This is a genomic window from Halorubrum sp. CSM-61 (genome assembly GCF_003781945.1).
Taxonomy (GTDB): Archaea; Halobacteriota; Halobacteria; order Halobacteriales; family Haloferacaceae; genus Halorubrum.
The window spans coordinates 1-24621 of the sequence record NZ_RJJW01000015.1 but is presented as its reverse complement, the minus strand read 5'-3'; the positions used below and the strand labels follow the sequence as shown (position 1 = coordinate 24621).

The following is a 24621-nucleotide window of genomic DNA, read 5'->3' as shown; positions in this document are numbered from 1 at the left end:
GGGCGGTAGACCGCCTCGGTTGAGTGTTGATATACGGGAACGCAACTTAAAACATCCGTCCGGCACGTTGAATATAGTTCGCGTAGGAGTTGTCGGATTCATCCCCGCGCTGAAGCGCGAGGCTTTCCCCTCGAACTTCCGTAATCGATCTGGCACTCAGAGGCAACCGCTTTTTCCGCACCGACGCCACCGAAGAGCCGCGGGACTCGGACCTCCGAGCGCGTCGGATTCAGACCCCCGACCGACGGCTGCGCCGCCGCGTTCTCACGGTTTAAGAATGCCATCCGGATCCGAATAAATATTACACGAACGGGGGTAGATTCCACCGATCTCCAAGGGAACAAAGTTACTTCACAGATTTAAATTAATAATAAATCAGAAGTCTTCTAAATAAAAGACGGTTACGGTCGGATTGGTACGTCATGTCAACCGCAGATATGCGGGCTGCGATCCGCGGAGAGGGCGGGCGGTTCGTGTACGTCGTCTCCGCGCTCGCAGCGCTCAACGGACTCCTGTTCGGGTTCGACACCGGGATCATCTCCGGAGCCATCCTCTTCATCGACACGACCTTCGAGCTGACGCCCATCGTGGAGGGGATCGTCGTCAGCGGCGCGATGGTCGGGGCGGCCGCCGGCGCGGCCGTCGGCGGGCAGGTCTCCGACCGCATCGGCCGCAAGCGGTTCATCCTCCTGTCGGCCGGGGTGTTCTTCCTGGGCTCGTTCCTCATGGCGGTCGCGCCGACCGTCGAGGTGCTCGTCGCGGGGCGGATGATCGACGGAGTCGCCATCGGCTTCGCGTCGATCGTCGGTCCCCTCTACATCTCCGAGATCGCCCCGCCCTCCGTCCGCGGCGGCCTCACGTCGCTGAACCAGCTGATGGTCACCGTGGGCATCCTCGCGTCGTACTTCGTCAACTACGCCTTCTCCGGGTCCGGTTCGTGGCGGATCATGCTCGGCGCGGGGATGGTCCCCGCCGTCGTGCTCGCGGTCGGCATGCTCCGGATGCCCGAGAGCCCCCGGTGGCTCTACGAGCGGGGCCGGACCGACGAGGCCCGCGCCGTGCTCCGCCGCACCCGCGAGGGGGACATCGAGTCGGAGCTCTCGGAGATCGAGGCGACCGTCGAGGCGCAGTCCGGGAACGGGGTCCGCGACCTGCTCAGCCCGTGGATGCGCCCGGCGCTGATCGTCGGCCTCGGGCTCGCGATCTTCCAGCAGATCACCGGGATCAACGCCGTGATGTACTACGCGCCGACGATCCTGGAGTCGACCGCGTTCGGGAGCTCGCAGTCGATCCTCGCGTCGGTGGTCATCGGCACCGTCAACGTCGGGATGACGGTCGTCGCGATCCTCCTCGTCGACCGCGTCGGGCGGCGCCCCCTCCTGCTCGTCGGGACCGGAGGGATGATCGGGTCGCTGGCCGTCGCGGGCCTCGTCTTCCAGTTCGCCGACCCGACCGGCGGGCTCGGGTGGCTGGCGACGCTCACGCTCGTGTCGTTCGTCGCGTTCTTCGCGATCGGGCTCGGCCCGGTGTTCTGGCTCCTCATCTCCGAGATCTACCCGCTCGCCGTCCGCGGGAGCGCGATGGGGATCGTGACCGTCGCCAACTGGCTCGCGAACCTCGCCGTGGCGCTGTCGTTCCCCGTGCTGCTCGACGGGATCGGCACGCCGATGACGTTCTGGCTGTTCGGCGTCTGCAGCGTCGTCGCGCTCCTCTTCACCTACCGCGCCGTCCCCGAGACCAAGGGCCGGACGCTGGAGGCGATCGAGGCGGACCTCCGGAGCGCGACCGGCACCGCGGCGGACGTTCCGGGCGACGACTGAGGGCGACCGCGGCCGAAGCCCCACGGCGGGACGATGCCGGTAACCTTTATCCTCGGGAGACCGAACCGGAGGACGACTATGGCAGACATCGAGACATCCACCGTTTCCGAGGAGGGCTACGCCTGCACGAGTCAGGTCGGCGAGTTCGACCTGCAGATCGACGCGACGGACGAGACGGGGCCGAACCCGAACGCCGCGCTCGTCGCGACGTACGCCTCCTGTTACCTCCCCGCGTTCCGCGTCGGCGGGAGCCAGCGCGGCGAGGAGGAGCTCGGCAAGGTCCAGATCGACGCGAGCGCGGAGCTCGACGACGACGACGATCTCGAGTCCATCGCCTTCGACGTGCACGTCGAGGCCGACCTCGACGACGAGACCGCGTCCGACATCGCCGAGCGCGCCGAGGGCATCTGCCACGTTCACAGCGCGCTGCGCGACGACCTCCACGCCGACATCAGCGTCTACCCCGGCGCGTTCTGATCCCGTCGCAAGCGCTTCGAGGGACCGACTGCTCGACGGTTCGACCGTTTTTCCGCGTAGACTGGTGCGATCGGGAGCCGCGTGACCTCTCCGCACAGAGCCTCAGGGCCGCTCGACGCCCGCGAACTCGAAGCGGGCGCCGCCGTCTTCGCCCTCCGTCAGCGTCACCTCCCAGCCGTGGGCCTCCGCGATTCGCTCGACGATGGCGAGCCCGAATCCGGTCCCCGACTCGGAGGTCGTGTGGCCGCTCTCGAACGCCTCGCCGCGCCGGTCTTCGGGGATCCCGGGGCCGTCGTCTTCGACGTAGAACCCGTCCGGGAGGTCCCCGACGACGACGCGGTCTCCCCCGTGCTCGGCCGCGTTTCGGAAGAGGTTCTGAAGCAGGCGCTTGAGCCGGTCGGGGTCAGCGAGCACGTCGCGCTCCGTCTCGACGGCGACTTCGATCGAGCCGGTCGTCTCGCCTTCGCCGTCCGTTTCGCCCCCTCGGCCGCCCTCGCCGTCGATCGTCCCGGGCGCCTCGGCGGCGTAGCGGTCCGCCAGCTCGCCGAGCGGGACGGGGTCGGCCGACCCCACGGCGTCGCCCTGTCGGGCGAGGGTGAGCACGTCGTCGATCAGCCGCTCCATCTCGTCGAGCGCGGCCTCACAGCGGTCGAAGTACGCCTCGCTACCCGTCTCGCGAGCGAGCCTGAGATAGCCGGAGAGCACGTTAAGCGGGTTCCGGAGGTCGTGCGAGACGATGCTCGCGAACTCGTCGAGCCGCTCGTTCTCGCGCTCGATCCGGCGCTCGTACGCCTTTCGCTCCGAGATGTCTCGGCTGGTGGCGAGGAATCGGTCCTCGCCCCGTACGTCGACGCGGCGGACGTGCACCTCGACGGGGAACGTCGTGCCGTCGGCCCGCCGGAACGTCGTCTCCAGCCGACGCGTCTCGCCCATCTCGATGCGCTGCCAGAGCTCGACCCCGTCCGTCGGGTCTAATTCCGTGTCGAGCTCCCAGACGTCCATTTCCACGAGCTCTCCGCGGTCGTAGCCCAGCTCGGCCGCCATCACCGGGTTCGCGTCGACGATCTCGCCCGCCTCGTCGTGGATGTCGATCATGTCCGGCGAGTCCTCGTAAAGGGCCTCGAGCCGGGCGGAAGTGTGTTCGAGCTCCCGCTGCCGGCGGCGCTCCTCGGTCACGTCTCGGGTGATACCGAGCACGCCGTCGAACTCGTCGTCGATGACGAGCCGCCGCAGGGAGAAGTCGATGATCGCGTCGGACCGCTCGGGGATGTCCAGCTCGACCGTCCCGGACAGCGTCTCTCGGTCGCCGGCGACCAGCGCCGCGAACGCGTCGTCCTCGCGGGTCTCCCGAAGCCGCCGTAACAGGGGGCTCTCACGACCGACGAGCTCCTCGCGGGGCGAGTCGTACACGTCGGTCAGTCGGTCGTTGACGACCGCGAACCGTCGATCGGCGTCGTACAGGGCCACGGAGTTGGGGAGCTCGTCGACGAGCCGGCGGTAGCGTTCCAGGTCGCGTTCGCGCTCCTTCTCCTCCGTCACGTCGATGTGGATCCCGACGGCGCGGACCGGCTCCCCCTCGTCGTTGCGCTCGACGACGCGACCCCGGTCGCGGATCCACTTCCAGTCGCCCGACTTCGTCTCCATCCGATGGTCGCACTGGTAATACTCGGTCTCGCCGGCGAAGTGCGCCTCCAGCGCCGCCCACACCTCGCCGAGCTCGTCGGGGTGGACGCGCTCCTCCCACTCCGAGAGCTCGAAGGCGATCTCGGACCGGTCGTAGCCCAACATACCGGCCCACCGCTCGTCGAACCGCACCTCGTCGGTGCGGACGTCCCAGTCCCAGACGCCGACGTCAGCCCCTTCCACCGCGAGCCGGAACCGCTCGGAGAGCTCGCGGAGTTCGCGCTCCCGCTCCCGCGCTTCGGTCACGTCGCGGAAGTACACCGACAGTCCGGTGTCGGAAGGGTAGGCGTCGATCGCCAGATCCAGATCCGGGCCGTCGAAGCGGTACTCGAAGGAGGCCGGCTCCCCGGTCGCCATCGCCTCGCGGAACCGCGTTTCCAACTCGGTCCCGCGGACCGCCCCGAACCGGTCCCAGATCCGGTCGCCGAGGAGGTCGGCGGCGTCGCGGTCGAGCAGCTCCGCCGCCCGCTCGTTGAGGTAGGTGAGCCGCCAGCGCTCGTCGATGCCGCAGAACGCGTCCGTCATCCGGTCGAGATGCTCCGTCACGCGACGCTCGGTGTGCGGCCGGGACGCGGCGCGGGCGACGCGGGACGCGAGCGTCGCGTAGGGGCTCTCGTCGTTCCCGTCGGGACCGTCGGGGACTCCCTCGCCGTCGGGAGCGCTGCTCATCGGGATGTACTCGTCGACGCCCGCGGCGACCGCCTCGCTCGCGACCGCCTCCGACCCGCGGGCCGTGAACAGCACGAAGGGGAGGTCGCCGAACCGGTCGCGGACGGTGCGGAGGAACTCGACGCCGTCCGTTCCCGGAAGGTCGTAGCCGCTGACGACGCAGTCGACCCCGTCCGCGTCGAGGACGCCGAGCCCCTCGGCCGCGTCGGCGACCCGCGTCACCTCGAAGCGGTCGGCGCGGTCCGCGATGGCCGTCGCCGCGCGGTCTCCGACGTCCGGCCGGTCGGCGACGAGGAGTACGTGAACCGGCTCGGGCGCGTCCGCCGCGAGCGCGTCCGACCGACGACCGTCCCGTGTCGTCATCCGTCGGCGTGTCGTTTCTCCGACATGGTAACTATTTTCATTTCGGTTGTCAGGTTGGCGCCCGCCAGATCGCCTTGCCCGTCACGCGGACGCGTACGCGACGACGACGCTGGACGCCGCGTACCCGATCGCCGCCGTGAGAAGGGCCGCGACGAGGGCGACCGCGAACTCCCCGGCGACGGCGAGCGCGAGCAGGAAGCCGACCATCCCGAGCGCGTTCGCGCACAGCAGCCGGAGCGTTCGGTACGACGGCTCTCGGGTGGACATACCCGTGGTACGAATCCGCCGACCAAAAACCCACGAGTCACCGGCAGGTCGAGGCGTGGGGGCGAGGCGCCGTCGGGCCGCGACCGGGGACCGCGACGCGGGGTCGGCGTCGGGCGGAGTCGGCGAACGGTTTAGGACGGATGCCGCGGCCACCCGCCCCATGCGATCGAGAGACGATCCGACCGCGCCTCGGCGAGGTCCGGCGAAGCGGCGGCGACCGAGCGTTCGGAAGCGGACCCACCCTCGTCGAGAGACCGAGACCCCGCCGCGGGGTCGGAGACGCCGGACCGGACCGTCACCGGTCCTCCTTCCGTGCGTGACGCTCGCCGCGCTCGCCGTCGCCGCGATCCCCGCGGCGGTGCGGGCAGCGAGCGGCTTTCCGCGGGAGTGGTCCCTCGCGCTCGCGGCGTGTCTCGGCGTCGCGGGGTGTTGGCTGACCGCGATCGGCGTCGCCCACGTCGCAGCCAGCGTCGCCGCGAGTCGGAGCGGGACGCGCCGGTGAGCCTCGCGGCGCGCAGATCCGGTCCGGGACGATGACACCCCGCGGAACGGTTTTGGGGACGACGTGGGAAGAGGCGGGTATGGTCGCGACGGAATCCGACTCGGAGCTCGACCGCGGCGACGCCGCGCCGGCGTTCGAGCTGCCGGGCACCGACGGCGAGACGCACACCCTCGACTCGTTCGACGCGGACGCCCTGCTCGTGGTGTTCACCTGCAACCACTGCCCGTACGCGCAGGCGAAGTTCGACCTCCTCAACGATCTGGCGGCCGAGTACGACGACCTCGCCGTCGTGGGGATCAACCCGAACGACGCCGCGGAGTACCCGGACGACTCCTTCGAGGCGATGCGCGAGCGCGTGGCCGACGGGGCGATCGCGTACGACGCGTACCTCCGGGACGAGACGGGAGCGGTGGCCGACGCGTACGGCGCGGTCTGCACTCCCGACCCGTTCCTGTTCGGCCGCGCCGGCGACGGCTTCCGGCTCCGGTATCACGGCCGGCTCGACGACGCGCTGAACCCCGACGACGAGCCGACCGAGTGCTACGTCCGCGACGCCGTCGACGCGGTCCTCGCGGGCGAGGCGGTCGCGGTCCCGGACCGCCCCTCGCGGGGCTGTTCGATCAAGTGGCCCGAGGAGTGAGAGGGGGGGTGACGGCGGTCGTGTGACACGGCGAAAACGGTTCCGGGTGACCCTGGATCCTCTCCGCGATCGGACCCTCAGAGGGGCCGTGTGAGCCTCAGCCCCCGAACGGGCTCTTTATGAGCTTCCTATATCACTGATAAACAAAGTAATGACCGCACCGTGGATGACTCCCGCCGGCGTCGTGTATATGAGCCTCTTTTTCCTCAGCGGGGTCGCCTGTCTGTCGGTTATTCCACGCGCGAGGACGCTTGACAGCGCCGAACTACGGTACGGCTTGGTCGGATTACTCGCGGCCACAGGGAGCTGGGGCGTTCTCAAGACGGCGTTTTTCGTCGTTCCAGATCCGCTTCGAGCGGCCACGTACACGCTCGGGCTGGTGTTCGGATTCGCGACCGTGTGGGCGTGGCTGTACTTCGCGTCCGCCTACACCGGTCGGCGATTACATACGAATCCGACGCTCCGTCGGCTCGCCGTCGGCGTGTTTCTCACCGTGGTGGCGGTGAAGCTCACCAACCCGATTCACCGACTGTATTTCACGACGACCGAATCGACCAGACCGTTCCGCCACTTGGCGATCGAGCACGGAGCGATACACTGGATCTCGACCGGTCTGTCATACACGCTCGCGGCTATCGGACTGTTCATGATATTCGATCTGTACGTGGAGTCGGAGTACGATTCGCGGCCGCTGGTCGCCTTCACCGGCCTCCTCGCGTTACCGATCGTCGTCGACCTCGTTGCGATCGCGACGCCGAAGTTGATCAACTTCATCTACGCCCCGATTGGCGTCGCGGCGTTCGCTATCGGGGCGGTGACGCTGTTCGGCGACCGGCTGCTGGCGGTCGGGGCGGCGACGCAGATCACGGACACCGCGGTGATCGTGGATCGAAACGGCCGAATTCAAGACTTCTCGACCGCCGCGGTGAGCGCGTTCCCGGAGCTCGACGGGGCGGTCGGCGAGACGCTTGACACCGTGCTTCCGGCGGTGGCGGCCGCACGGAACCGCGACGAGAAGGTCGTCGAGCGCGACGGCGGCGACCGGCCGGCGTACTACTTCCTTTCCTCCAGATCGATGACCATCGGCGACTCGGCGGCGGAGGTTCTCGCGTTCACCGATATTACGGAGCGTGAACGCCAGCGTCGGAGATTGGCCCAGCGGGAGCGCGAGCTCGATCAACGGAACGAACTCTACCGGGCCATCATGGCGGCGAGCTTCTCGTTCATCTTCCGGATCGACCTCGACAACCGGTTCAGTTTCGTTTCCCCGTCGGCCGAAGCGTTCATCGGGTACACGCCCGACGAACTCACCGGCCAGCCGATTTCGGTGCTCGCCGCGGACGAGGAGACGTTCAGCGAGGCGACCGAGTACCTCGAGGAAGTCACGAGAGGCGAGTCGCTCCAGATGCGCGACCACCCGATCTCGACTCGGTCCGGTCGCACCGTGTACGTCGACATGCGACTCGTTCCGATATACGAGCCGAGCGTCGACCGGGACGCGCGGACGCCGGCCGACATCGTCGGGATGCAAGCGATGGTGCGAGACGCGAGTCAACGGCGTCAGCGGGAAGGCTTGATCAGCGTCATAAACCGCGTGTTGCGGCACAACGTTCGCAACGAACTGACGGTGATCAACGGGCGGGCGGAGATGCTGGCGGCCGAGCTCGACGGCGATGCCGAATCGAGCGCGGAGACGATCGTGCAGGCGGCCGACCGGCTGTTGGACATCACCGAATCGGCCCGTCGTATCGAATCGAACCGAGAGTTGTCACCGAAATTGGAGGCCGTCGACCTCGTTCCGATCATCGACGGTCTGGTCGCTCAACTCGAAGAGCGCTATCCGGATACGGTAGTGACGACGGAGATCCCGGAGACCGCGGTCGCCGAGACGTTGCCGCGAATCGAGACGGCGCTGTGGGAACTGTTCGAAAATGCCGCTGAACACGGCGGCCCGCGGCCGGCGGTGGACGTCTCTGTCACCACGAGCGACGAACAGATACGGATAACGATCGCTGACGAAGGCCCCGGGCTCCCCGAGGACGAACGCCAAGTGTTGGCCGACGGGAAAGAGGAACCGCTGGTCCACGGCCAAGGCCTCGGCCTGTACCTCGCCTATTGGATCGTCACGAATCTGAACGGGGAGATCGAGGTGCCCGGCACGCGGTCGGGCACGGCGATCGAGATCGGCCTTCCGACTCCGTCCGATCGCCCCTGACGAGTGCGGCCGGTTCGGACGGTGGCGAATCGCGGACGTCCCGACGAAGGAGAGCGGAACTCCCTCCGGCCAATGGATGCGATCCTACAAGTCCGTCGGGTGAAGAGCGGACCCATGGCACGCGTTACGGTCTGGAACGAGCACCGCCACGAGCGCGAGAACGACGCGGTCGCCGACGTGTACCCCGACGGGATCCACGCGGTCATCGCGGACGCCCTCCGCGAGGCCGGCCACGAGGTCCGCACCGCGACCCTCGACGAGGGGCCGGACCACGGGCTCACCGAAGAGGTGTTGGCGGACACCGACGTGCTCGCGTGGTGGGGCCACGCGGCCCATGACGAGGTACGCGACGAGGTCGTCGACCGGGTCCACGAGCGCGTCCTCGACGGGATGGGCCTGTTGGTGCTCCACTCCGCGCACTACTCGAAGATCTTCAAGCGACTGATGGGAACCAGCTGCTCGCTCAAGTGGCGGGAGGCCGCCGAGACCGAGCGGTTGTGGGCCGTCGAGCCGGGCCACCCGATCGCCGACGGGATCGGCGAGTACATCGAACTGGAAGAGACGGAGATGTACGGCGAGCGGTTCGATATCCCCGCGCCGGACACGCTCGTGTTCAACTCCTGGTTCGCCGGCGGCGAGGTGTTCCGCTCCGGCTGCTGTTACCGCCGCGGCAACGGACGGGTGTTCTACTTCCGTCCCGGCCACGAGACGTACCCGATCTACCACGACGACGACGTGCGGCAGGTGCTCCGGAACGCGGTCGCGTGGGCGGCGCCGGGCGACGGCCCGACGCCCGACTTCGGTAACGCCGACCCGATCGAGGAGATCGACACCGAGGACGACCGGACGGTTCACTGATCGAAGTCGTTAGAGTTATTCGTCTCTGATATATCTGGTCGCTGATGACTGCTTCTTGATCGAGTGCGGGAGTGGGTATATCGATATGGTGGAGTGGTTGTTTATACGTGATCGAGTGGCGTTGCTGGCGGCTGTTTATAAGTGAGCGGCGTCGATACGGTGACGACCTCTTGGGATCGACGGTGAAGACCTCCAAAGCCCCAGCCGCTGTGGRCGGCGCACGCTCGCTGCGCKCCTCACTCGGTCGCTCACGGTGTTCGCTCCCTCGTTGCGGTGCTTGCGTCCCCTGCGCCGCCCGCAGCGGCTGCCCCTTTGAATCCCACCCAACCGCACAGCCTCACACCTCCCCAGCCTCGCCGCGGCCGCCACAGGCGGCCGCGGGCTCCCTCGCGCGTGCTCCTCGCGGCCTGTCGGCCGCTCGGAGGCACGCGCCACCGCACGTCATTTATAAGCGATCGTCGGCGTCGCTCGCGACTGTTTAAATACTCTCTCGCCGCCACCGATCTGCAATACTCACTCCCGCTATCGATCGGAAACAGCCTGCGTTGATCGACTGCTTCGGTCTCGAAATTCTGAAGAAAAGGATGCCTGTGAACCGCCTCGGGGTCGAGTCCTGGGGCACTCGGCCTGCTCCGCCTGCAGCCCCACCCGAACGTATTTCCACAACGTCGTGGTATAGTGTCTCAATGTCGGACTCGCCCCTTCGCTCGGACGGGGAACGCGAGTCGGTCGTCCGAGTGTTGCACGTCGACGACGAGCCGGCCTTCCTCGATCTGGTGGCGACCTACCTCGAACGGGTCGACGACGCGTTCGACGTCCGGTCGGAGACGGACGTGGAGGCGGCGCTGGAAGCGGTCGAATCCGCGCCGATCGACTGCGTCGTCAGCGACTACGAGATGCCCGGTACGGACGGGCTGGCCTTTCTCGAACGCGTCCGCGAGCGCGACCCGGCCGTCCCGTTCGTCCTGTTCACGGGGAAGGGGAGCGAGGAGATCGCGAGCGAGGCGATCTCGGCGGGCGTCACCGACTACATCCAGAAGCGCTCGGGGACCGACCAGTACACGGTGCTCGCGAACCGGGTCCGGAACGCGGTCGATCAGTCCCGCTCGCGGGCGGCGCTGGCGGCGAGCCAGGAGCGGCTCTCGCGGTACATCGAACAGTCGCCGCTCGGGACGATCGAGTACGACGAGGGGCTCCGGATCGTCCGGGTGAACCCGGCCGCCGAGGAGATCCTCGGCTACGCCGAGTCGGAGCTGGTCGGCGGGACGTGGACGCGCTTCGTCCCCGAGGAGCTCCGCCGCCACGTCGCGGCGGTCGAACGCCGGCTCCTCTCGGACAAGGGCGGGTACCGGAGCGTCAACGAGAACGTGCGCGCCGACGGCGAGCGGATCCGCTGCGCGTGGCACAACCAGGTGGTGACCGACGGGGACGGCGAGGTGATCCGCGTCTTCTCGCAGTTCGAGGACGTCACCGATCGGACGGACCGCAAGCGGGAACTCGAGCGCACCAACGCGGTTCTGTCGACGACGCTCGACACGCTTCCGGTCGGCGTGCTCGCCGAGGACGCCGACAGGCGGGTCCTCCGCGTCAACCGGCACCTGTACGACCTCTTCGAGCTCGACGGCGACCCCTCGGAGGCGACCGGCCGCGACTGCGCGCGGTTCGCCGTCGAGATGAGCGAGCTGTTCGACGACCCCGAGTCGTTCGTCGAGCGGATCGGGGCGATCGTCGACGCGCGGCGGCCCGTCGACGACGAGCGCGTCGCTCTCGCGGACGGCCGCGTCCTCCTGCGGACGTACCGCCCGATCGGCCTGCCGGACGGGCGCGGACACCTCTGGGCCTACCGCGACGCGCCCGACGAGCGGTAGGAGTCGCTCACCGCCGCCCCGTCAGTCGTCGGTCAGGTACGCCCGCTCGGCCTCCGAGCGGTCGCCGGTCCGCAGCACGTGGCAGTCGCGACACCGCGCCTCGTAGGACTCCTCGGCGCCGACGAGGATCGTCGGGTCGTCGACGTGGGCCGGCTCGCCCTCGATGAGCCGCTGGTTCCGGGAGGCGGGCTCGCCGCACTGCGAGCAGATCGCCTGCAGCTTGTCGACGTACTCGGCGGTCGCCATCAGCTCCGGGAGGGGTTCGAACGGCTCGCCGCGGAACGTCTGGTCGGTGCCGGAGACGATCACGCGGGTCCCGTTGTCGGCCAGCGCGTTACACACCTCGACGAGCGCGTCGGAGAAGAAGTTCGCCTCGTCGATCGCGACGACCTCGGGATACGGGCCGTCGTCGAGGATGTCGAGGGGGCCGTCCCCCTCGCTGTCGACGACGGTCGCCTCCCACTGCCGGCCGTTGTGGGTCCCGATCGTCGTTTCGCCGTAGCGGTCGTCGACGGCGGGTTTGTACACCGCGACGGACTGGCCGGCGATCTCCGAGCGCCGGAGGCGCCGGAGCAGCTCTTCCGTCTTCCCCGAAAACATCGACCCCGAGATGACCTCGATCCACCCGGATCGAGTGATCGCGTGCATGCTCTGACGGGCAGGAGCCAGCGACTAAACCGTTTCTCTCCCGGCCGGCTCGCCCCCGATCACGACGCGGGACACGTCGGCCGCCCCTGCCCGTCTGACGATCGCGCGGACGAGGTCGTGCGCGCCGGCGAGGTTATCGGAGTCGCCGTCGAGGACCAGCAGGTCGGCGTCGGCGCCCTCTGCCACCACGCCGCGGTTCAGCCCCGCGATCTCCGCGCCGTTCACCGTCGCCATTCGCAGGATCGCTCTCGCCGGGAGATCGGAGAGCTTCGCGGCGAACTCCATCTCGCGGAACATCGACGGCGAGTCGAGCATGACGTTGTCGGTGCCGAGCGCGACCGTCGTCCGCTCGGCGAGGTCGCGGATCGGCGGCACGCCGACGTTCGTCACGAGGTTCGAGCGCGGGCAGACGACCACCGGGGTGCCGCGGTCCGCGAGCCGTTCGAGGTGGATCCCCTCGGCGTGGACCATGTGGACGAGGAAGTCCGGTTCGAGGTCCATCGCGGCGTTGATGTCGTCGGCGTCGCGCTCGCCGGCGTGGATCCCGAACAGCTTCCCGGCGTCGCGGGCCTCAGAGCGCACCGCGTCGAAGTCGGCGTCGCGGGCGCCGGAGGCGCCGTACCCGTCGGCGACCGCGAGCACGTCCGGGTCGTCGCGGCCGAACACGACCGGCTCGATCGCGCGCTCGCCGAAGTCGACGCCCTCGCCCGCGACCGCGTCGCGGAGCGCGTCGACGCCCTCGACGCCGCCCTCGCGGAACTCGAGGAACGTGCCGGTCCCGGTCGACTCCATGTACCGGAGGCTGCGCGCCATCGCGACGACCTTCGCCTCGCGGCTCGCCTCGCGCAGGAGCCGGTGTTTGAGTCCGTCCGGCGGCGCGACCAAGTCGTCGAGCGAGAGCCCCTCGCCGGCCTCCTTGGCGATCGAGTCGCCGATGTGGGTGTGGGCGTTGACGAACGCCGGGAGGATCACGTCGTCGCTCTCGACCGACTCCTCCTCGATCCGGACGATCTCGCCGTCGGCGACGACGACCCGTCCCTCGACCGGCTCGAACTCCGGACCGGTTAAAACGGTCCCTTCGAGGTGCATACTCGGCGGTCGCCGGCGCGGGAGTAAAAGGTCACGACAGGGGTTCGACTCCTTCGGTCACGCCTCGACTCCCCCGGTCACGCCCCGTCCCGGAACTCGTCGAGCGTCGTCGGCATCGCGCCGCGCACCTCTGCGACGAGCCCGTCGGGGTCGAGCCCGAGCACGTCGGCGGCGGCGCGACCGACGCGGTCGGTCGCGGGCCGGGGGGCGTAGACGCCGAGGCGCCACTGGTTGCGCTGGACGGTCCGGAGCGCAGAGACCAGCGGGGACTGACGCTCCAACCGCCGCACTTCGCCGTTGACGGTGACCCGCGCGGTCGACTCCCGCATCGACGGCTCCGGGGGCACGTCGAGGATCACGTGCCGGCGGGCGACGCCGGCCTCCTCCGCGATCTCGCGTTCCAGCGCGGTCTCGGCGCCGTGGTCGGCCTCGTGGACGCGCTCGGGCACGTCGTCGTACTCGGCCCATACCGCGAGCTTGTAGAGGTCGCGCTCGTCGTAGCGCCGGGAGAGCTCGGCCGTCTCCGGACAGCTCCGGATCGCCGCGAGGAAGTCGTGGTCGTCCATCCGGCGGAGCTCGGCCGCGGTCGTCGGGGTCGCGTCGAGCAGGTCCGTGGCGGCCCGACGTAACATCGCCTTCGAGATGCGCGCGACGTGGTGGGTGTAGACGACCGGGTTCATCAGCGCGCGGGCTAACAGGAGGCTCTCGGCCGTCTGGACGTTCCCCTCGTCCAAGACGAGCGCGTCGTCACCCGTCCCGTCGTCGACGAACGTCAGCTCCCGGACGAACCGCTCGGTGTCGATGGTGCCGTACGGGACCCCGGTGTGGTAGGCGTCGCGCACGAGGTAGTCCATCCGGTCCACGTCGAGTTCGCCCGAGACGAGCCCGCCGTACGGTCCCTCGCCGGCGACCAGGCCGGCGATCTTCTCGGGGTCGAGGTCGCGGTCGCGGAGCACCGCTCCGACCGCGCCGGTCGCGAGCAGCTCGTCGACGTCGTCGTGGTACTTCCCCGTGCGGCGGTGCGTGAGCGACTCCAAGTTGTGGCTGAAGGGGCCGTGTCCCACGTCGTGGAGCATGGCCGCGGCCTCGATCCGGTCCGCGCGCTTCCCCTCGATCCCGAGGTGGCCGAGCGCCCGGCTGGCGAGGTGGTAGACGCCGAGGGAGTGCTCGAAGCGGGTGTGGTTCGCGGAGGGGTAGACGAGCTGGACCGTGCCGAGCTGCTTGACGTGTCGGAGGCGCTGGACGGCGGGGGTGTCGATCAGATCCGCGGCGACACCGTCGATCTCGATGTGGTCGTGAACGGTGTCTTTGACCGTGATCATGCGTCGTCGTTCGGCGGCATGGGATAAAAACGACCTGCGTCTCCGAGGGCGTCCCGCCCGCCGGATCGAGCCGCTACCGAGACCCGGAACGGCCGGCACGATTTATACGTCCGGTGTGTGAACAGTCGACCATGTACGACGTACTCATCGGGATCGACAACGCGGAAGACGACCGTGCGGTCGCGCAGGCGGAGGCGATCGCGGACCTCCCCGCGGAGGAGGGCGCGGTGACCGCGCACCTGTGTCACGTGTTTCAGGAGAACCCAGAGGGCGCCTCGGTCCACCAGATATCGGCGGTGCGGCGCGCCCGCGAGATCCTCGAGGCGGCCGGGGTCAACTGCGTCCACTACGAGGCGAGCGGCGAGCCCGCGGACGAGCTGCTCGCGGCCGCGGCCGACGTCGACGCGGACGCGATCTGCGTCTCCGGCCGGAAGCGACGCCCGACCGGGAAGGCCGTCTTCGGGAGCGTCACCCAGGACGTGATTCTGGGAGCGGATCGGCCGGTGTTCGCGGTTCCGGCGCCGAAGTGAGGCCGAGGAACGAGTGAAAGTAGACGCCGAGGAACGAGTGGGACCCTACGTCCCCGCGCCGACGCCGCGGAGCCCCAGCACGTCGCGCGCCGCGTCCCCGACCGCGTCGACGTGCTCGGCCGGGCAGTAGACCCCGAGCGTCCAGCGGCGGCGCTCGGCGCTGCGGAGGCCCGCCACCAGCTCGGAGGCGTCCTCCAGTCGCTGCGGGACGCCGTCGACGACGACGGTCGAGCCGGACTCCTTCAGGCCGGGGCGGGAGGGCACGTCCACGACGACCTCGTCGCGGTCGAGCCCGACCGCCGCGGCGATCTCGCGTTCGGCCGCGCGCTCCTCGGCGTGACCGGCGTCGACGGTGCCGGCCGGCACGTCCTCCAGCCCGACCCACACCGCCCGCTTGTAGAGGTCGCGGCGCTCGATCCGCTCCCCGAGCGCGGGGACCGCCTCCCGGAGCGCGACGAGGAGGTCGTGGTCGGCCATCCGGCGGAAATCGATCGCGTCGGTGTCGGTCCGGTCGAGGTAGCGCTCGCAGGCGCGCTCCAGCATCGCGCCCGCGACCCGCGAGACGTGGTGGCGGTAGACGACGGCGTTCATCAGCGACCGGGCGACGAGCAGGCTCTCGGCGGTGGGGACGTTCCCCTCGGCGAGCACGAGCTCGGCGTCCTCGGGGTCCGCCGAGCCGGAGCCGCTCCCCCCGTCTCCCGCGAGCCGGAGCTCGTTGACGAGCCGGCCGGTGTCGACCGTGCCGTAGGGGACCCCGGTGTGGTGGGCGTCGCGCACGAGGTAGTCCATTCGGTCCACGTCGAGCTCGCCCGAGACGAGCGCGCCCAGTCCGCCCTCGCCCGCGATCAGGGAGGCGACGCGCTCCGGGTCCAGCCCGTTGCGTTCGAGGACCCGACACACCTCGCGGTCGGCGTCGGTCAGGAGCCACGCGATGTCGTCGTGGTCGCGGCCAGTCGCGCGCCGGATGATCCCCTCGGTCTGGTGGCCGTAGGGGCCGTGTCCGACGTCGTGGAGGAGCGCCGCCGCGCGGACGTGGGCGGCGGTGTCGTCGTCGAGCCCCAGCCCGTCGATCGCGCCGCGCGCGAGGTGGTAGACGCCGAGCGAGTGCTCGAACCGGGTGTGGTTCGCGGAGGGGTACACCAGCCGGACGGTGGACAGCTGTTTGATGTGGCGCAGCCGCTGAAAGGCGGGCGTGTCGACCAGCTCGGCCGCGAGGTCGCCGAGCCGGACGTGACCGTGGACGCTGTCCTTGATCGCCTTCATCACTCCGTGGTCGCCCGCCGCGGAATTGGTCGTTTCGGCTCGCGGCGAGGGCGACGAGCCGTCGACGCTGTCCGCGGGCTCACTCGTCGACGATCTCGACGCCGAGCCGCTCTTCGAGGGCGCGGACGACGGACCCGCCGACGCCCGCGGTCGCGGCCCGGCCGTCCTCGACCGCGAACAGGTCGTCCTCGTCGACGTCGAGCTCCTCGGCGAGCTCCTCGACCGTGAGTCCGGCCTCTTGCCGGGCCGCCGCCACGTCGTCGCCGTAGCCGGAGACGAGGTACGGGAGCCGGTCCGACTCGTAGTTGGTGCCGCCCTCCTCCCAGTGCTTGGAGTCGCCGGTCGCGGAGTCGTACATCTTCGCCTGCTTGCGGGCGAGCTCCTTCTTCCGGCTCTCCGTACCGCCCGAGTCGGCGCTTGCGCCGCCGGAGCTGCCGCCGGAACTCCCGCCGCGACTGCCGCCCGACCCCGATCCGCCGTGCCCGCTGGGGGCGTTGCCGGCGTCGTCGTGGGGGCGACAGTCGGAGCAGACGAGGAGCTTCGCCCCGGCGACCGTCGCCCGCTGGAGGTCCGTGGTCTCGCGCCCGCAGAGCTCGCAGGCGTCGCCGTCGTCTCCGCCGCCGCCACCGCCCGTCGAGTACTTCGCCATACCGCGAGTGGTAGACCCGGACGGTTAAAAACTCGTGGAGGGCCGCCCGCCCATCGAGAGGCGTCAATCGGTGTCGTTCGGCGCACAGTGCTTCGATCTGGCTCCGTGATCGATGACGGGAGTACGTCTCGCGTGTTTGTGAGATGGTTGTATATAAGTCGAATTGGCGTGTCGCTGTCGGCCTTTTATAAGCGATCGGCAGCTCTGCGGACCTGTAAATCGCTCTGATCCGTCTACAGAGTCGCCCGCTCCCGAAGGCTCCGACTCACTCCCCGAGCACGCCGCCGATCGCGCCCGCGAGCGCCGAATCGATCGCGAACAGGAACGTCAGGAACAGCCCGACGACGAGCACGCCCGCGCCGCCGAGCAGACTGCCGAGGGGACCCCCGGCGAGCCCCACCAGCCCGCCGAACGCGGCTAGAAGCAGGGTGACGACGACCCCGCTCACCGACCCCGCGAGCAGGCCGTGCCACGTCCCCGAGAGCAGTCCGCCGCCGGCGACGTAGCCGGCGACGAACCCCCCGATCAGCCCCGCGCCGACGTGCCCGACGACCGGGGCGAACGTCGCGAGGAGCCCGGCGATCAACATCACGACGAATCCGTAGCCGACGGCGCGCCAATCGGTCATACCCCGAGATAGCCGGCCGCGAGGTAAATACTCGCCGCCGCATCCGTTCAGGTTTCTAACACCTGGACGTGACGAGACCGGCGCCGTCGATACCCATTTACCGACCGATTCGACGACCGGAATTTAAGCCGTCACTGCCTCAACGAGTACCCATGCCCTCCGAGTCCGACGCGTCGATCGACGGGATACAGTCGTCGGCGAACCGGGAGCACGACGCGAATTCCGAGATCGATTCCGTCGCGGCCTCCGATCCAAGTCCCGACCCCGACATGGCCCCTATCGAGTGGGGGCCGGTCCGCTTCGAGCGCCTGCGGTCGCTGGCGCTCGGCGCGAGCGCGACCGCGGGCGCGCTCGTGCTCGCCGCGCTGTTGTTCGTCGCCGTCGGCGTCGTCGCCTCGCTGCTCGGCGGCGGCGGACCGCCGGCGTCGACGTGGGCGTTGCTCGTCCTCCTGCTCGTCGGCGGCCCGGTGTCACTGCTGTACTGGATCGTGGCGTACGACCAAACGTCTCCGGAGCGCCGCCGCGAGCTCCGGTCCCAGTTCGGCGACTACTCGTTCGACCTCTCACAGTTTCGGCTTGGCTGGACGCTCGCCGGGGCGGGCGCCGTGCTCGCCGTGCTGGCGGCGGCGATCGTGTCTGACCCGTTCTCGGCCACGCTATCGCTGTTCTCCGGGTTCGCCCCGCTGCTCGTTGCGTTCGCCACGCTCTTTCCGGTGATCGCGGGCTCCCGCGGGACCGACCTGCGCCTCGACCCGGCCGCCGAGACGATCGAGCGAACCTATCGGAGCCACGACCGGACGCGTTCGGACGACCTCGGGTCCGTGGTCCGGACGCGCCGGATCGACCTCCCGTGGACCACGGGCTTCCTGCTCGCGTACCGGGGGAACGCGTGGTACCGCTCGACGCCGTGGCTGTTCGTCCCGACCGACCTCGCCGACGACGTCGAGCGAGGGCTGGACGCGACGCTCGCGCGGAGCGAGGGCCCCGACCGAGCCAGCGTTCCGGAGCGCGTCATCCTCGCGGTCGTGGGCTCCGCCTCGCTCGTCGTCGGCCTCGCGATGGCCGTCGCGGCCGGCGAGCCCGCGGCCGGGGCGCTGTTGGCGCTTCTGACGGCGCCGTTCAGCCTCCTCTTCCTCGCGCTGGCCGCCCGGCTGTGACGGGTGGCCGGAGGCGACTCCCCGGCCGTCGCCGACACCGGACGTGACTCCCCCTATCACGCGACTCATATAGTCGGGCCTCGTAGGTCAGACCATGGACCGACAGCGTCTGGAGAAGGCCCTTGAGTCGGAGTTCGGCGGGACCGAGGCCGAGCGGCGGGCGGTCGCCCGGGCGGCCCGCGATCTGTCCGACTCGGGGCGGCCCTCCCGAGACCGCGGGCACGCCCTCACCGTGCCCGGCGTGATCGACCACCTCGGCGACGCGCCCGACGGCTCCTCGCTCGTCGAGCGCTGGAACTGGTGGCTTGGCGCGCTCGACGCCGCCTACGGCGGCTACGACTACTTCACCGTGCGGTTCGTCGAGGGCGACGAAGAGGCGGGGCTCCGACGGTAGGTCGCGACGACGTCGGCCCGTGCGGTTCGATCCCGCGCTCGGGTCGTTAACGACTCCACTTTCACTTTCACTCCGTGCATGGCTCGCTTATAGGAGCGTTCCGGCCCTCGGTAGGAGTATGAGCGCGACGAGCCACGATCAGCCTCGATACGCGACGCCGACCCGCGTCGACGTCACCGAGTGCCGGACAGACCGGATCGCCGACCGCGCACGGTTGAACCGCGTGCGGGGCAGCGAGGTCCACCTCGAACGCCGCGGCGGTCGCACGTTCCTCGTGACGACGCCGGCGGAGTGAGGAGAGAGACCGGCGAAACTCCCGGTCAGTCGTCCGCGGCGACCTGATCGCGGGTGGACGTGTCGTCGGACAGCAGGCTGTCGAGCCCGACACCGAGCGCCTCGTTCGTCCGGGCCACCGACTCCTCCCGGGAGACGTCGGTCGCCAGCTCTCGGACCGCGTCGACGTTCTCGGGCACCACGTCCGCCTCCTGGTGGACGTTCTGGAACAGGTAGAGGTCTCGGCCCTGGACGCTTATCGACTCCTCCCAGACGCAGTTCTCCCAGAAGTCGCCGCGGGCTCGACCGAGGTCCGACGCGTAATCCTTCAGGGTCCCGGCGCCGTCGATACCGGCGCCCTCGGGGATCAGGAACAGCCGCGTCTCGTCGCGGAGCAGCTCCCGGACCTCCGTAGCCGTCGGCTCGCGTTCGAGCGTGACGTTGACGCTGTGGGTGTGCATGCCGGTGACCGGCGCCTTCAGCGCTGCCGTGTCGATGTCGACGTCCGGGAGGATCGCGTTCACGTCCGGACCGTGGTGCGAGGGGACCGTCGCCGGGTCCGGCACCACGTCGTTTATCGGGCCGCGGTCGGTCTCGCTCGGGTCGCCGCCCCGGCGGACGAGAGTCACGCGGGCCTTCTCCACGCCGTACGCCTCGTCGAGCGGGGCGAGCAGCCGCGAGAGCCCGGTCGTGTTACAGGAGACGACGCGGAGCGAGCCCGCGTCGACGACGGCCCCGCTGGCCCGGGCGTTGAAGGAGGCGTCCGCGATCGCGGCGTCCTCGCCGCCCTGGTAGATCGCGGGGGTGCCGTGGGCCTCGTAGGTCGGGCGGTTGCGCTCGCCGATCCCGCTCGGCGCGCAGTCGACGATCACGTCGACCGCGTCGAGGAGGTCGCCGAGGGTTCCCGCGACGCCGAGCCCGGCGTCCTCGAACGCGGCGGCTCGGTCGTCGAGCGCTGCGTACAGGTCGTAGCCGCGGCGGAGCGCGGCCTCGGCGCCGTAGTCCGGGCTCGTCTTCGTCACGCCGACGAGTTCCATATCGGGTTGGGCCGCGACCGCGTCCGCGACGCGTTTCCCGATCGTTCCGTACCCGTTGACGCCCACGCGTATCATGGATCCCAGTCGCTCGGCGAACAGTATAATGTTTTCGAGCGTTTTAAAAAGAAATTAACTACGCGGAGAGTAACCAGTCGGTTAATTCGCGTGCCGCGAAGATGAAACTGTATTTCGTAACGGAGTAAATCAGTCATCGATAGGAAGGACTAACGCCCGTCGCCGCCGATCGGCGGGCATGTCGAACGAGCTCGCTGACGCCGCCGAGACCGCCGTCGAGCAGTGCCTGCGCGTCGCTCCCGAGGAGTCCGTGGTCGTCGTCACCGACGACAAGCGCCAGCGCATCGGCGAGGCGCTCTACGAGGCCGCGAGCGCGGTCACCGACGACGCGACGATCCTCCGGTACCCGCCGGCCGACCAGCACGGGACCGAGCCGCCCGCGCCGGTCGCGGCGGCGATGGCCGAGAGCGACGTCTTCCTCGCGCCGACCACGAAGAGCCTGAGTCACACCCGCGCCCGCGGGAGCGCCTGCGACGCCGGGGCGCGCGGCGCGACCCTCCCCGGGATCACGGAAGACGTGTTCACGACCGGGCTCGACGCCGACTACGCCGCGATCGACGCGGCCTGCGACGACGTGCTCGCGCAGGTCGCCGACGCCGACGAGGTCCGGGTGACCTCGCCCGCGGGCACCGACATCACCTTCGGCATCGGCGACCGCGAGTGGCTCGCCGACACCGGGATGGTCCACGAGCCCGGCGACTTCTCGAACCTCCCCGCCGGCGAGGTGTTCGTCGCGCCCGAGACCGCGACCGGGACCTACGTCGTCGACGGGACGATGATGCCCCACGGGCTGCTCCGAAAGGGGAAAGAGCTGGTGTTCGAGGTCGAGGACGGGTTCGTCACGTCCGTCAGCGACGACGCGGTCCGCGAGGAGATCGAGACCGCCGCGGAGTCGGTCGGCGACGCCGCGTTCAACCTCGCGGAGCTGGGGATCGGTACCAACGTCGGCGTCGACGAGCTGGTCGGTTCCGTCCTCTTGGACGAGAAGGCGGGCGGTACGGTCCATATCGCGATCGGCGACAACGCGGGAATCGGCGGCGAGACGGACGCCCCGATCCACCTCGACGGAATCCTCCGGAACCCGACCGTCTACGCCGACGGCGAGAAGGTCGACTTGCCGAGCGCGTAGAGAGTGGTCAGATCGCAGGCGAATGTGCACTTATAAGTAAACGAGGCGGTGGCGCGTGCCTTCGAGGCCGCCTCGCGGCCGAGCCGCGAGGGACCTCCGGTCCCTCTGGAAGCCGGCGGCGACGCCGCCGGCGACGAGGCTGGGGAGGCGTGAGGCTGCCGTGCTGTGCGGTTGGGCGGGACTCAAAGGGGCAGTCGCGAGGACGAAGCACACCGACGCAAGGACCGCAGGGAGCGAGCAGCGAGGGACCGAAGGTCCCTCTGGCAGCCGGCGCGAAGCGCCGGCGACAACGCGAGCGACTGAGGACCGCAGCGAGGTGCGCGAGTCCTCGCGGCTGGGGCTTTGGCGGTGTTCACCGCAGTGGTGTCGATCACGTATCGCCGCGCGGCTGGGGCTTTGGAGATGTTACCCGTCGATCCAATATCAGCCACTTATGAGTAAGAGTCAGAAACGATTCTCACTCCACCGCCGCGAGCGCGACGCCCGCGACCCCCCGAACCCCGACCACCTGATGTCGCCAGCCATCGCCCGCGTCGACGCAGAGCGTGCCGGCGTCGGTGACGGCCACCGACACGCCGGGACCGTAGCCGAGCGCGACCGGCTCCTCGTCGACCGGAAGCTCCGAGACCCGCCACGTCTCGGTGTCCCACCCGTCGCCGTCGCTCCCGTGCACGAACAGGCCGCCGTCGACGACCGCCGTCGCGTGCCCGTCGCCGTCGGCGGCGACCGCGGTCGCGTCGCCCGAGAGCGCCGTCATCCAGCCGTTCCCCAGCCAGTAGACACCGGAGCCGGTCGCCGCGAGGGGCATTCCCGATCCCGCCACGTCGCGGGCGTCGTCGAGCCCGACGGAGGTGAGTGTGAGATCGTCTCCGGCTCCGTCTCCCCCGGTGACCCGGTGGACCCCGTCTGCGGCCGCGACGAGGGGACCGTCGACCGCACGCGGTTCGGAGACGGTCCCGACCGGATCGGAACGTCCGTCACCGACCTCGATGCGGTCGATCTCACCGTCCTCGCGCGCGACGAGGAACGCGCCGTCGTGGACGCCGACCGCGACCGCGGGGTCGGTCGTGGCGGGCTCGAACGCCGGATCGTCGCCGACGCTGGCGACGCGCAGGCCGTCCGCGGTCGCGATCCCCAGCAGGTCCGGGCCGTCGTCGCGAGGGAGGACAGCCGCGTCGCGGGCGGGGTCGCGCGCGACCATGTCGAACGCGCCGATCTTGTCGGCCGAGAGCGCCACCCGGACGACGCCGCTCTCGGTGGGGACGTAAGCGTCGGTGCGGCCCGCCGTCCCGGCGTACACGCGCTTCTCCTCGATCGAGATGTCGTCTTCGGCGGGTGCCATTGCCGGGGGTTCGGCCGGGGGTCCCATAAGCCCCGCGCGGTGGTGCGGAACCAACTGCTCGTTCGCCCGTTCCGACGCCCATTAGGTCGCCGACCGCGTAGCGCCGGTAGTGCAATCGGTCGCCGCCGAACTCGTCGCCCTGCTCGCCGAGGTGGCCCCGCGGCTCGCGCGCATCGCGGCGTTCATCGCGGTCGGCGTCTTCGCCGCTAACGTCGCGGTCGCGTTCGGGCTGATCCGGTACGTCGCCGGGCTCGCCGGGTGGCTCACCCGACCCGCGAACCTCCCCGACGAGGTCGGCACCGCGATCTTAACGACCGCGGCGTCGACCACGGCGGGGTACGCCACGCTCGCCGAGTTCCGCGAGTCCGGGCTGCTGGACGACCGGGCGACGCTGATCGCCGTGACCATCAACACGTTCTTCGGGTTCGTCCAGCACGTGTTCACGTACTACGTCCCCGTGTTGATCCCGATTCTGGGCGTCCGGACGGGGGCCGTCTACGTCTCCGCGCGCGCCGGGATCGCGCTGGCGATCACCGTCACGGGCGTGCTCGCGGGCGGGGTCCTCCTGTCCGAGCGCAACGTCGACCGGAGCGCGCTCGCCGAGGTCGACGCGAGCGGTCCCGACGCCGACGACCGCACGAGCCGAGAGCGCGTCCGCGAGGCCGGCGAGAAGTCGTGGTCCACGCTCCGTCGGATCGTCCCGCGGCTCGCGGTCGTCTATACTCTCGTGATCGGGCTCGTCACCAACGTCGACGTGGAGGCGCTGACGAGCGTCGCCGAGCCGATCACCGGCCTCTTAGGGCTCCCCGGCGCCGCGGTCCCCGTGATCGCCGTCTACACGCTCGACACGACCGCCGGCGCGGTGACGGTCGCCGGCACCGCCGAGGGGATCTTCACCGTCCGGACCGCGGTCGCGAGCCTGCTCATCGGGGGAATTCTCTCCTTTGCCGTCTCCACGTTCCGGCGCTCGATCCCCTTCCAGTACGGGATCTGGGGCGCCGAGTTCGGCACCAAGGTGATCGCACTCAACACCGGCCTGAAGCTCGTCTTCATTTCGATCGCGGTCGCGCTGTTGCTCGCGCCGGTGTGGTGAGGAGACCGACGTGACAGGGCGGTCGGCGCGCCGCCGAGCGGCCGTCCTCGGCCGCCGCTCGGAGCCCGCGAGGGAGGTCGGCGACGACCGCGACGCCGTGCGGTCCGCGGCCGTCACCGACCGAGGCTGGGGAGACGTGAGGTTACTCCGCGGAAATAGCTCAATACGAATAGATGATCGAGCGGATCGCGGAACGGAGCTCATTGGTTTCGAAGCTAGATGCCACTTATCTCAAACCGGGCACCATCGCTGTCTCCGTCGGTGATCCGGATGTCCCACCCGTGACCCTCGACGAGCTGATTTACGGTCGCTAATCCGAACCCCGTCCCGTCTTCTTTCGTCGTGTGTCCCGCCTCGAAGACGGCATCACGCTCGGCTACCGGAATACCCGGGCCGTCATCCTCAACGAATATCCCGTCCCCGTCCGGTAATACTCCGACGCGCCATCTGTCTTTAGTTAAGCGAGAAACCGCGAGATAGCGGCGGCTTATCGAGGCATCTTTCGGAAGGAATGAGGAAGTCCAGTCTGTGCACGACAAGGACTCCTCATCTCGAATTATGCGTCGACTCACTACACTGTTTCCCTCTGAGTTCCTCGAAGAGCACGCCGAGGAACTCGGCGTGCTCTTC

General features: G+C 69.5%; 24 protein-coding genes. 13 read left to right on the top strand and 11 right to left on the bottom strand.

Translation table 11 applies throughout. The features are described from left to right. Nucleotides 1-422: 422 nt before the first annotated feature. The gene (locus tag EDM04_RS17850; protein WP_123624525.1) at nucleotides 423-1820 is read left to right on the top strand and encodes a sugar porter family MFS transporter; all 1398 of its coding nucleotides are present in this window, start codon (nucleotides 423-425) and stop codon (nucleotides 1818-1820) included. A gap of 78 nt (nucleotides 1821-1898) precedes the next feature. Continuing rightward, on the top strand, nucleotides 1899-2297 hold the full coding sequence (locus tag EDM04_RS17845) for an OsmC family protein (protein ID WP_123624523.1): 399 nt from the start codon (nucleotides 1899-1901) through the stop codon (nucleotides 2295-2297). A gap of 102 nt (nucleotides 2298-2399) precedes the next feature. Here the strand turns inward: EDM04_RS17845 and EDM04_RS17840 are convergent, their stop codons facing one another. Together EDM04_RS17840 and EDM04_RS17835 are read right to left on the bottom strand one after the other, a co-directional pair. Then, nucleotides 2400-5012, bottom strand: coding sequence for a PAS domain S-box protein (locus EDM04_RS17840; protein WP_123624521.1), 2613 nt, complete (start codon nucleotides 5010-5012; stop codon nucleotides 2400-2402). Nucleotides 5013-5093: 81 nt separating this feature from the next. Continuing rightward, entirely contained in the window at nucleotides 5094-5279 is a 186-nt protein-coding gene (locus EDM04_RS17835; RefSeq protein WP_123624519.1) for a hypothetical protein, read from the bottom strand. A gap of 160 nt (nucleotides 5280-5439) precedes the next feature. Here EDM04_RS17835 and EDM04_RS17830 point away from each other — a divergent pair, with 160 nt between their 5' ends. From EDM04_RS17830 to EDM04_RS17810, 5 genes are all read left to right on the top strand, one after another. Then, nucleotides 5440-5781 (top strand): hypothetical protein, encoded by a 342-nt coding sequence (locus EDM04_RS17830; RefSeq protein ID WP_123624517.1) that lies wholly within the window; start codon nucleotides 5440-5442, stop codon nucleotides 5779-5781. A gap of 79 nt (nucleotides 5782-5860) precedes the next feature. Then, nucleotides 5861-6421, top strand: a complete 561-nt coding sequence (locus EDM04_RS17825; protein WP_123624515.1) for a thioredoxin family protein — start codon at nucleotides 5861-5863, stop codon at nucleotides 6419-6421. A 151-nt stretch (nucleotides 6422-6572) separates the two neighbouring features. Further along, entirely contained in the window at nucleotides 6573-8636 is a 2064-nt protein-coding gene (locus EDM04_RS17820) for a PAS domain S-box protein (RefSeq protein ID WP_123624513.1), read from the top strand. A gap of 114 nt (nucleotides 8637-8750) precedes the next feature. After that, nucleotides 8751-9494 carry a ThuA domain-containing protein gene (locus tag EDM04_RS17815; protein ID WP_123624511.1) on the top strand — a complete coding sequence of 248 codons (744 nt, stop codon included), beginning with the start codon at nucleotides 8751-8753 and terminating at the stop codon, nucleotides 9492-9494. 686 nt (nucleotides 9495-10180) lie between these two features. Continuing rightward, nucleotides 10181-11362, top strand: coding sequence for a PAS domain S-box protein (locus tag EDM04_RS17810; RefSeq protein WP_123624509.1), 1182 nt, complete (start codon nucleotides 10181-10183; stop codon nucleotides 11360-11362). A gap of 21 nt (nucleotides 11363-11383) precedes the next feature. Here EDM04_RS17810 and EDM04_RS17805 read toward each other — a convergent pair whose 3' ends face one another. From EDM04_RS17805 to EDM04_RS17795, 3 genes are all read right to left on the bottom strand, one after another. Then, complete coding sequence (locus tag EDM04_RS17805; RefSeq protein WP_123624507.1) at nucleotides 11384-12010, bottom strand: thymidine kinase; 627 nt, start codon at nucleotides 12008-12010, stop codon at nucleotides 11384-11386. Nucleotides 12011-12034: 24 nt separating this feature from the next. Next, nucleotides 12035-13099 (bottom strand): amidohydrolase family protein, encoded by a 1065-nt coding sequence (locus tag EDM04_RS17800; protein WP_123624505.1) that lies wholly within the window; start codon nucleotides 13097-13099, stop codon nucleotides 12035-12037. Between the two features lie 77 nt (nucleotides 13100-13176). Continuing rightward, the gene (locus EDM04_RS17795; RefSeq protein WP_123624503.1) at nucleotides 13177-14421 is read right to left on the bottom strand and encodes an HD domain-containing protein; all 1245 of its coding nucleotides are present in this window, start codon (nucleotides 14419-14421) and stop codon (nucleotides 13177-13179) included. Nucleotides 14422-14552: 131 nt separating this feature from the next. On the opposite strand from EDM04_RS17795, the gene EDM04_RS17790 reads away from it, so the two are divergent. Next, complete coding sequence (locus EDM04_RS17790; RefSeq protein ID WP_123624501.1) at nucleotides 14553-14951, top strand: universal stress protein; 399 nt, start codon at nucleotides 14553-14555, stop codon at nucleotides 14949-14951. Nucleotides 14952-14996: 45 nt separating this feature from the next. Here EDM04_RS17790 and EDM04_RS17785 read toward each other — a convergent pair whose 3' ends face one another. From EDM04_RS17785 to EDM04_RS17775, 3 genes are all read right to left on the bottom strand, one after another. Next, nucleotides 14997-16214, bottom strand: coding sequence for an HD domain-containing protein (locus tag EDM04_RS17785; RefSeq protein ID WP_123624499.1), 1218 nt, complete (start codon nucleotides 16212-16214; stop codon nucleotides 14997-14999). A gap of 79 nt (nucleotides 16215-16293) precedes the next feature. Further along, complete coding sequence (locus EDM04_RS17780; RefSeq protein WP_123624497.1) at nucleotides 16294-16863, bottom strand: transcriptional regulator; 570 nt, start codon at nucleotides 16861-16863, stop codon at nucleotides 16294-16296. A 265-nt stretch (nucleotides 16864-17128) separates the two neighbouring features. Beyond that, on the bottom strand, nucleotides 17129-17491 hold the full coding sequence (locus EDM04_RS17775; RefSeq protein WP_123624495.1) for a DUF5518 domain-containing protein: 363 nt from the start codon (nucleotides 17489-17491) through the stop codon (nucleotides 17129-17131). Nucleotides 17492-17643: 152 nt separating this feature from the next. On the opposite strand from EDM04_RS17775, the gene EDM04_RS17770 reads away from it, so the two are divergent. The 3 genes from EDM04_RS17770 to EDM04_RS18660 all read left to right on the top strand — a co-directional run bounded on the left by EDM04_RS17770 (nucleotide 17644) and on the right by EDM04_RS18660 (nucleotide 19337). After that, the gene (locus EDM04_RS17770; RefSeq protein WP_123624493.1) at nucleotides 17644-18648 is read left to right on the top strand and encodes a hypothetical protein; all 1005 of its coding nucleotides are present in this window, start codon (nucleotides 17644-17646) and stop codon (nucleotides 18646-18648) included. 94 nt (nucleotides 18649-18742) lie between these two features. Then, complete coding sequence (locus tag EDM04_RS17765) at nucleotides 18743-19042, top strand: hypothetical protein (protein WP_123624491.1); 300 nt, start codon at nucleotides 18743-18745, stop codon at nucleotides 19040-19042. A 118-nt stretch (nucleotides 19043-19160) separates the two neighbouring features. After that, on the top strand, nucleotides 19161-19337 hold the full coding sequence (locus tag EDM04_RS18660; protein WP_164471168.1) for a hypothetical protein: 177 nt from the start codon (nucleotides 19161-19163) through the stop codon (nucleotides 19335-19337). Between the two features lie 25 nt (nucleotides 19338-19362). Here EDM04_RS18660 and EDM04_RS17760 read toward each other — a convergent pair whose 3' ends face one another. After that, nucleotides 19363-20427, bottom strand: coding sequence for a type II glyceraldehyde-3-phosphate dehydrogenase (locus tag EDM04_RS17760; protein ID WP_123624489.1), 1065 nt, complete (start codon nucleotides 20425-20427; stop codon nucleotides 19363-19365). A 178-nt stretch (nucleotides 20428-20605) separates the two neighbouring features. Between EDM04_RS17760 and EDM04_RS17755 the strand changes: the two genes are divergently transcribed. Further along, a complete protein-coding gene (locus EDM04_RS17755) occupies nucleotides 20606-21556 on the top strand; it encodes an aminopeptidase (RefSeq protein ID WP_123624487.1) in 951 nt (316 codons plus the stop codon). 457 nt (nucleotides 21557-22013) lie between these two features. Here EDM04_RS17755 and EDM04_RS17750 read toward each other — a convergent pair whose 3' ends face one another. Further along, on the bottom strand, nucleotides 22014-22898 hold the full coding sequence (locus tag EDM04_RS17750) for a hypothetical protein (RefSeq protein WP_123624484.1): 885 nt from the start codon (nucleotides 22896-22898) through the stop codon (nucleotides 22014-22016). Nucleotides 22899-23007: 109 nt separating this feature from the next. On the opposite strand from EDM04_RS17750, the gene EDM04_RS17745 reads away from it, so the two are divergent. Then, entirely contained in the window at nucleotides 23008-23991 is a 984-nt protein-coding gene (locus EDM04_RS17745) for a nucleoside recognition protein (protein WP_123624482.1), read from the top strand. A 215-nt stretch (nucleotides 23992-24206) separates the two neighbouring features. Here EDM04_RS17745 and EDM04_RS17735 read toward each other — a convergent pair whose 3' ends face one another. Further along, nucleotides 24207-24563, bottom strand: a complete 357-nt coding sequence (locus EDM04_RS17735; RefSeq protein WP_206424494.1) for an ATP-binding protein — start codon at nucleotides 24561-24563, stop codon at nucleotides 24207-24209. Between the last annotated feature and the right edge of the window lie 58 nt (nucleotides 24564-24621).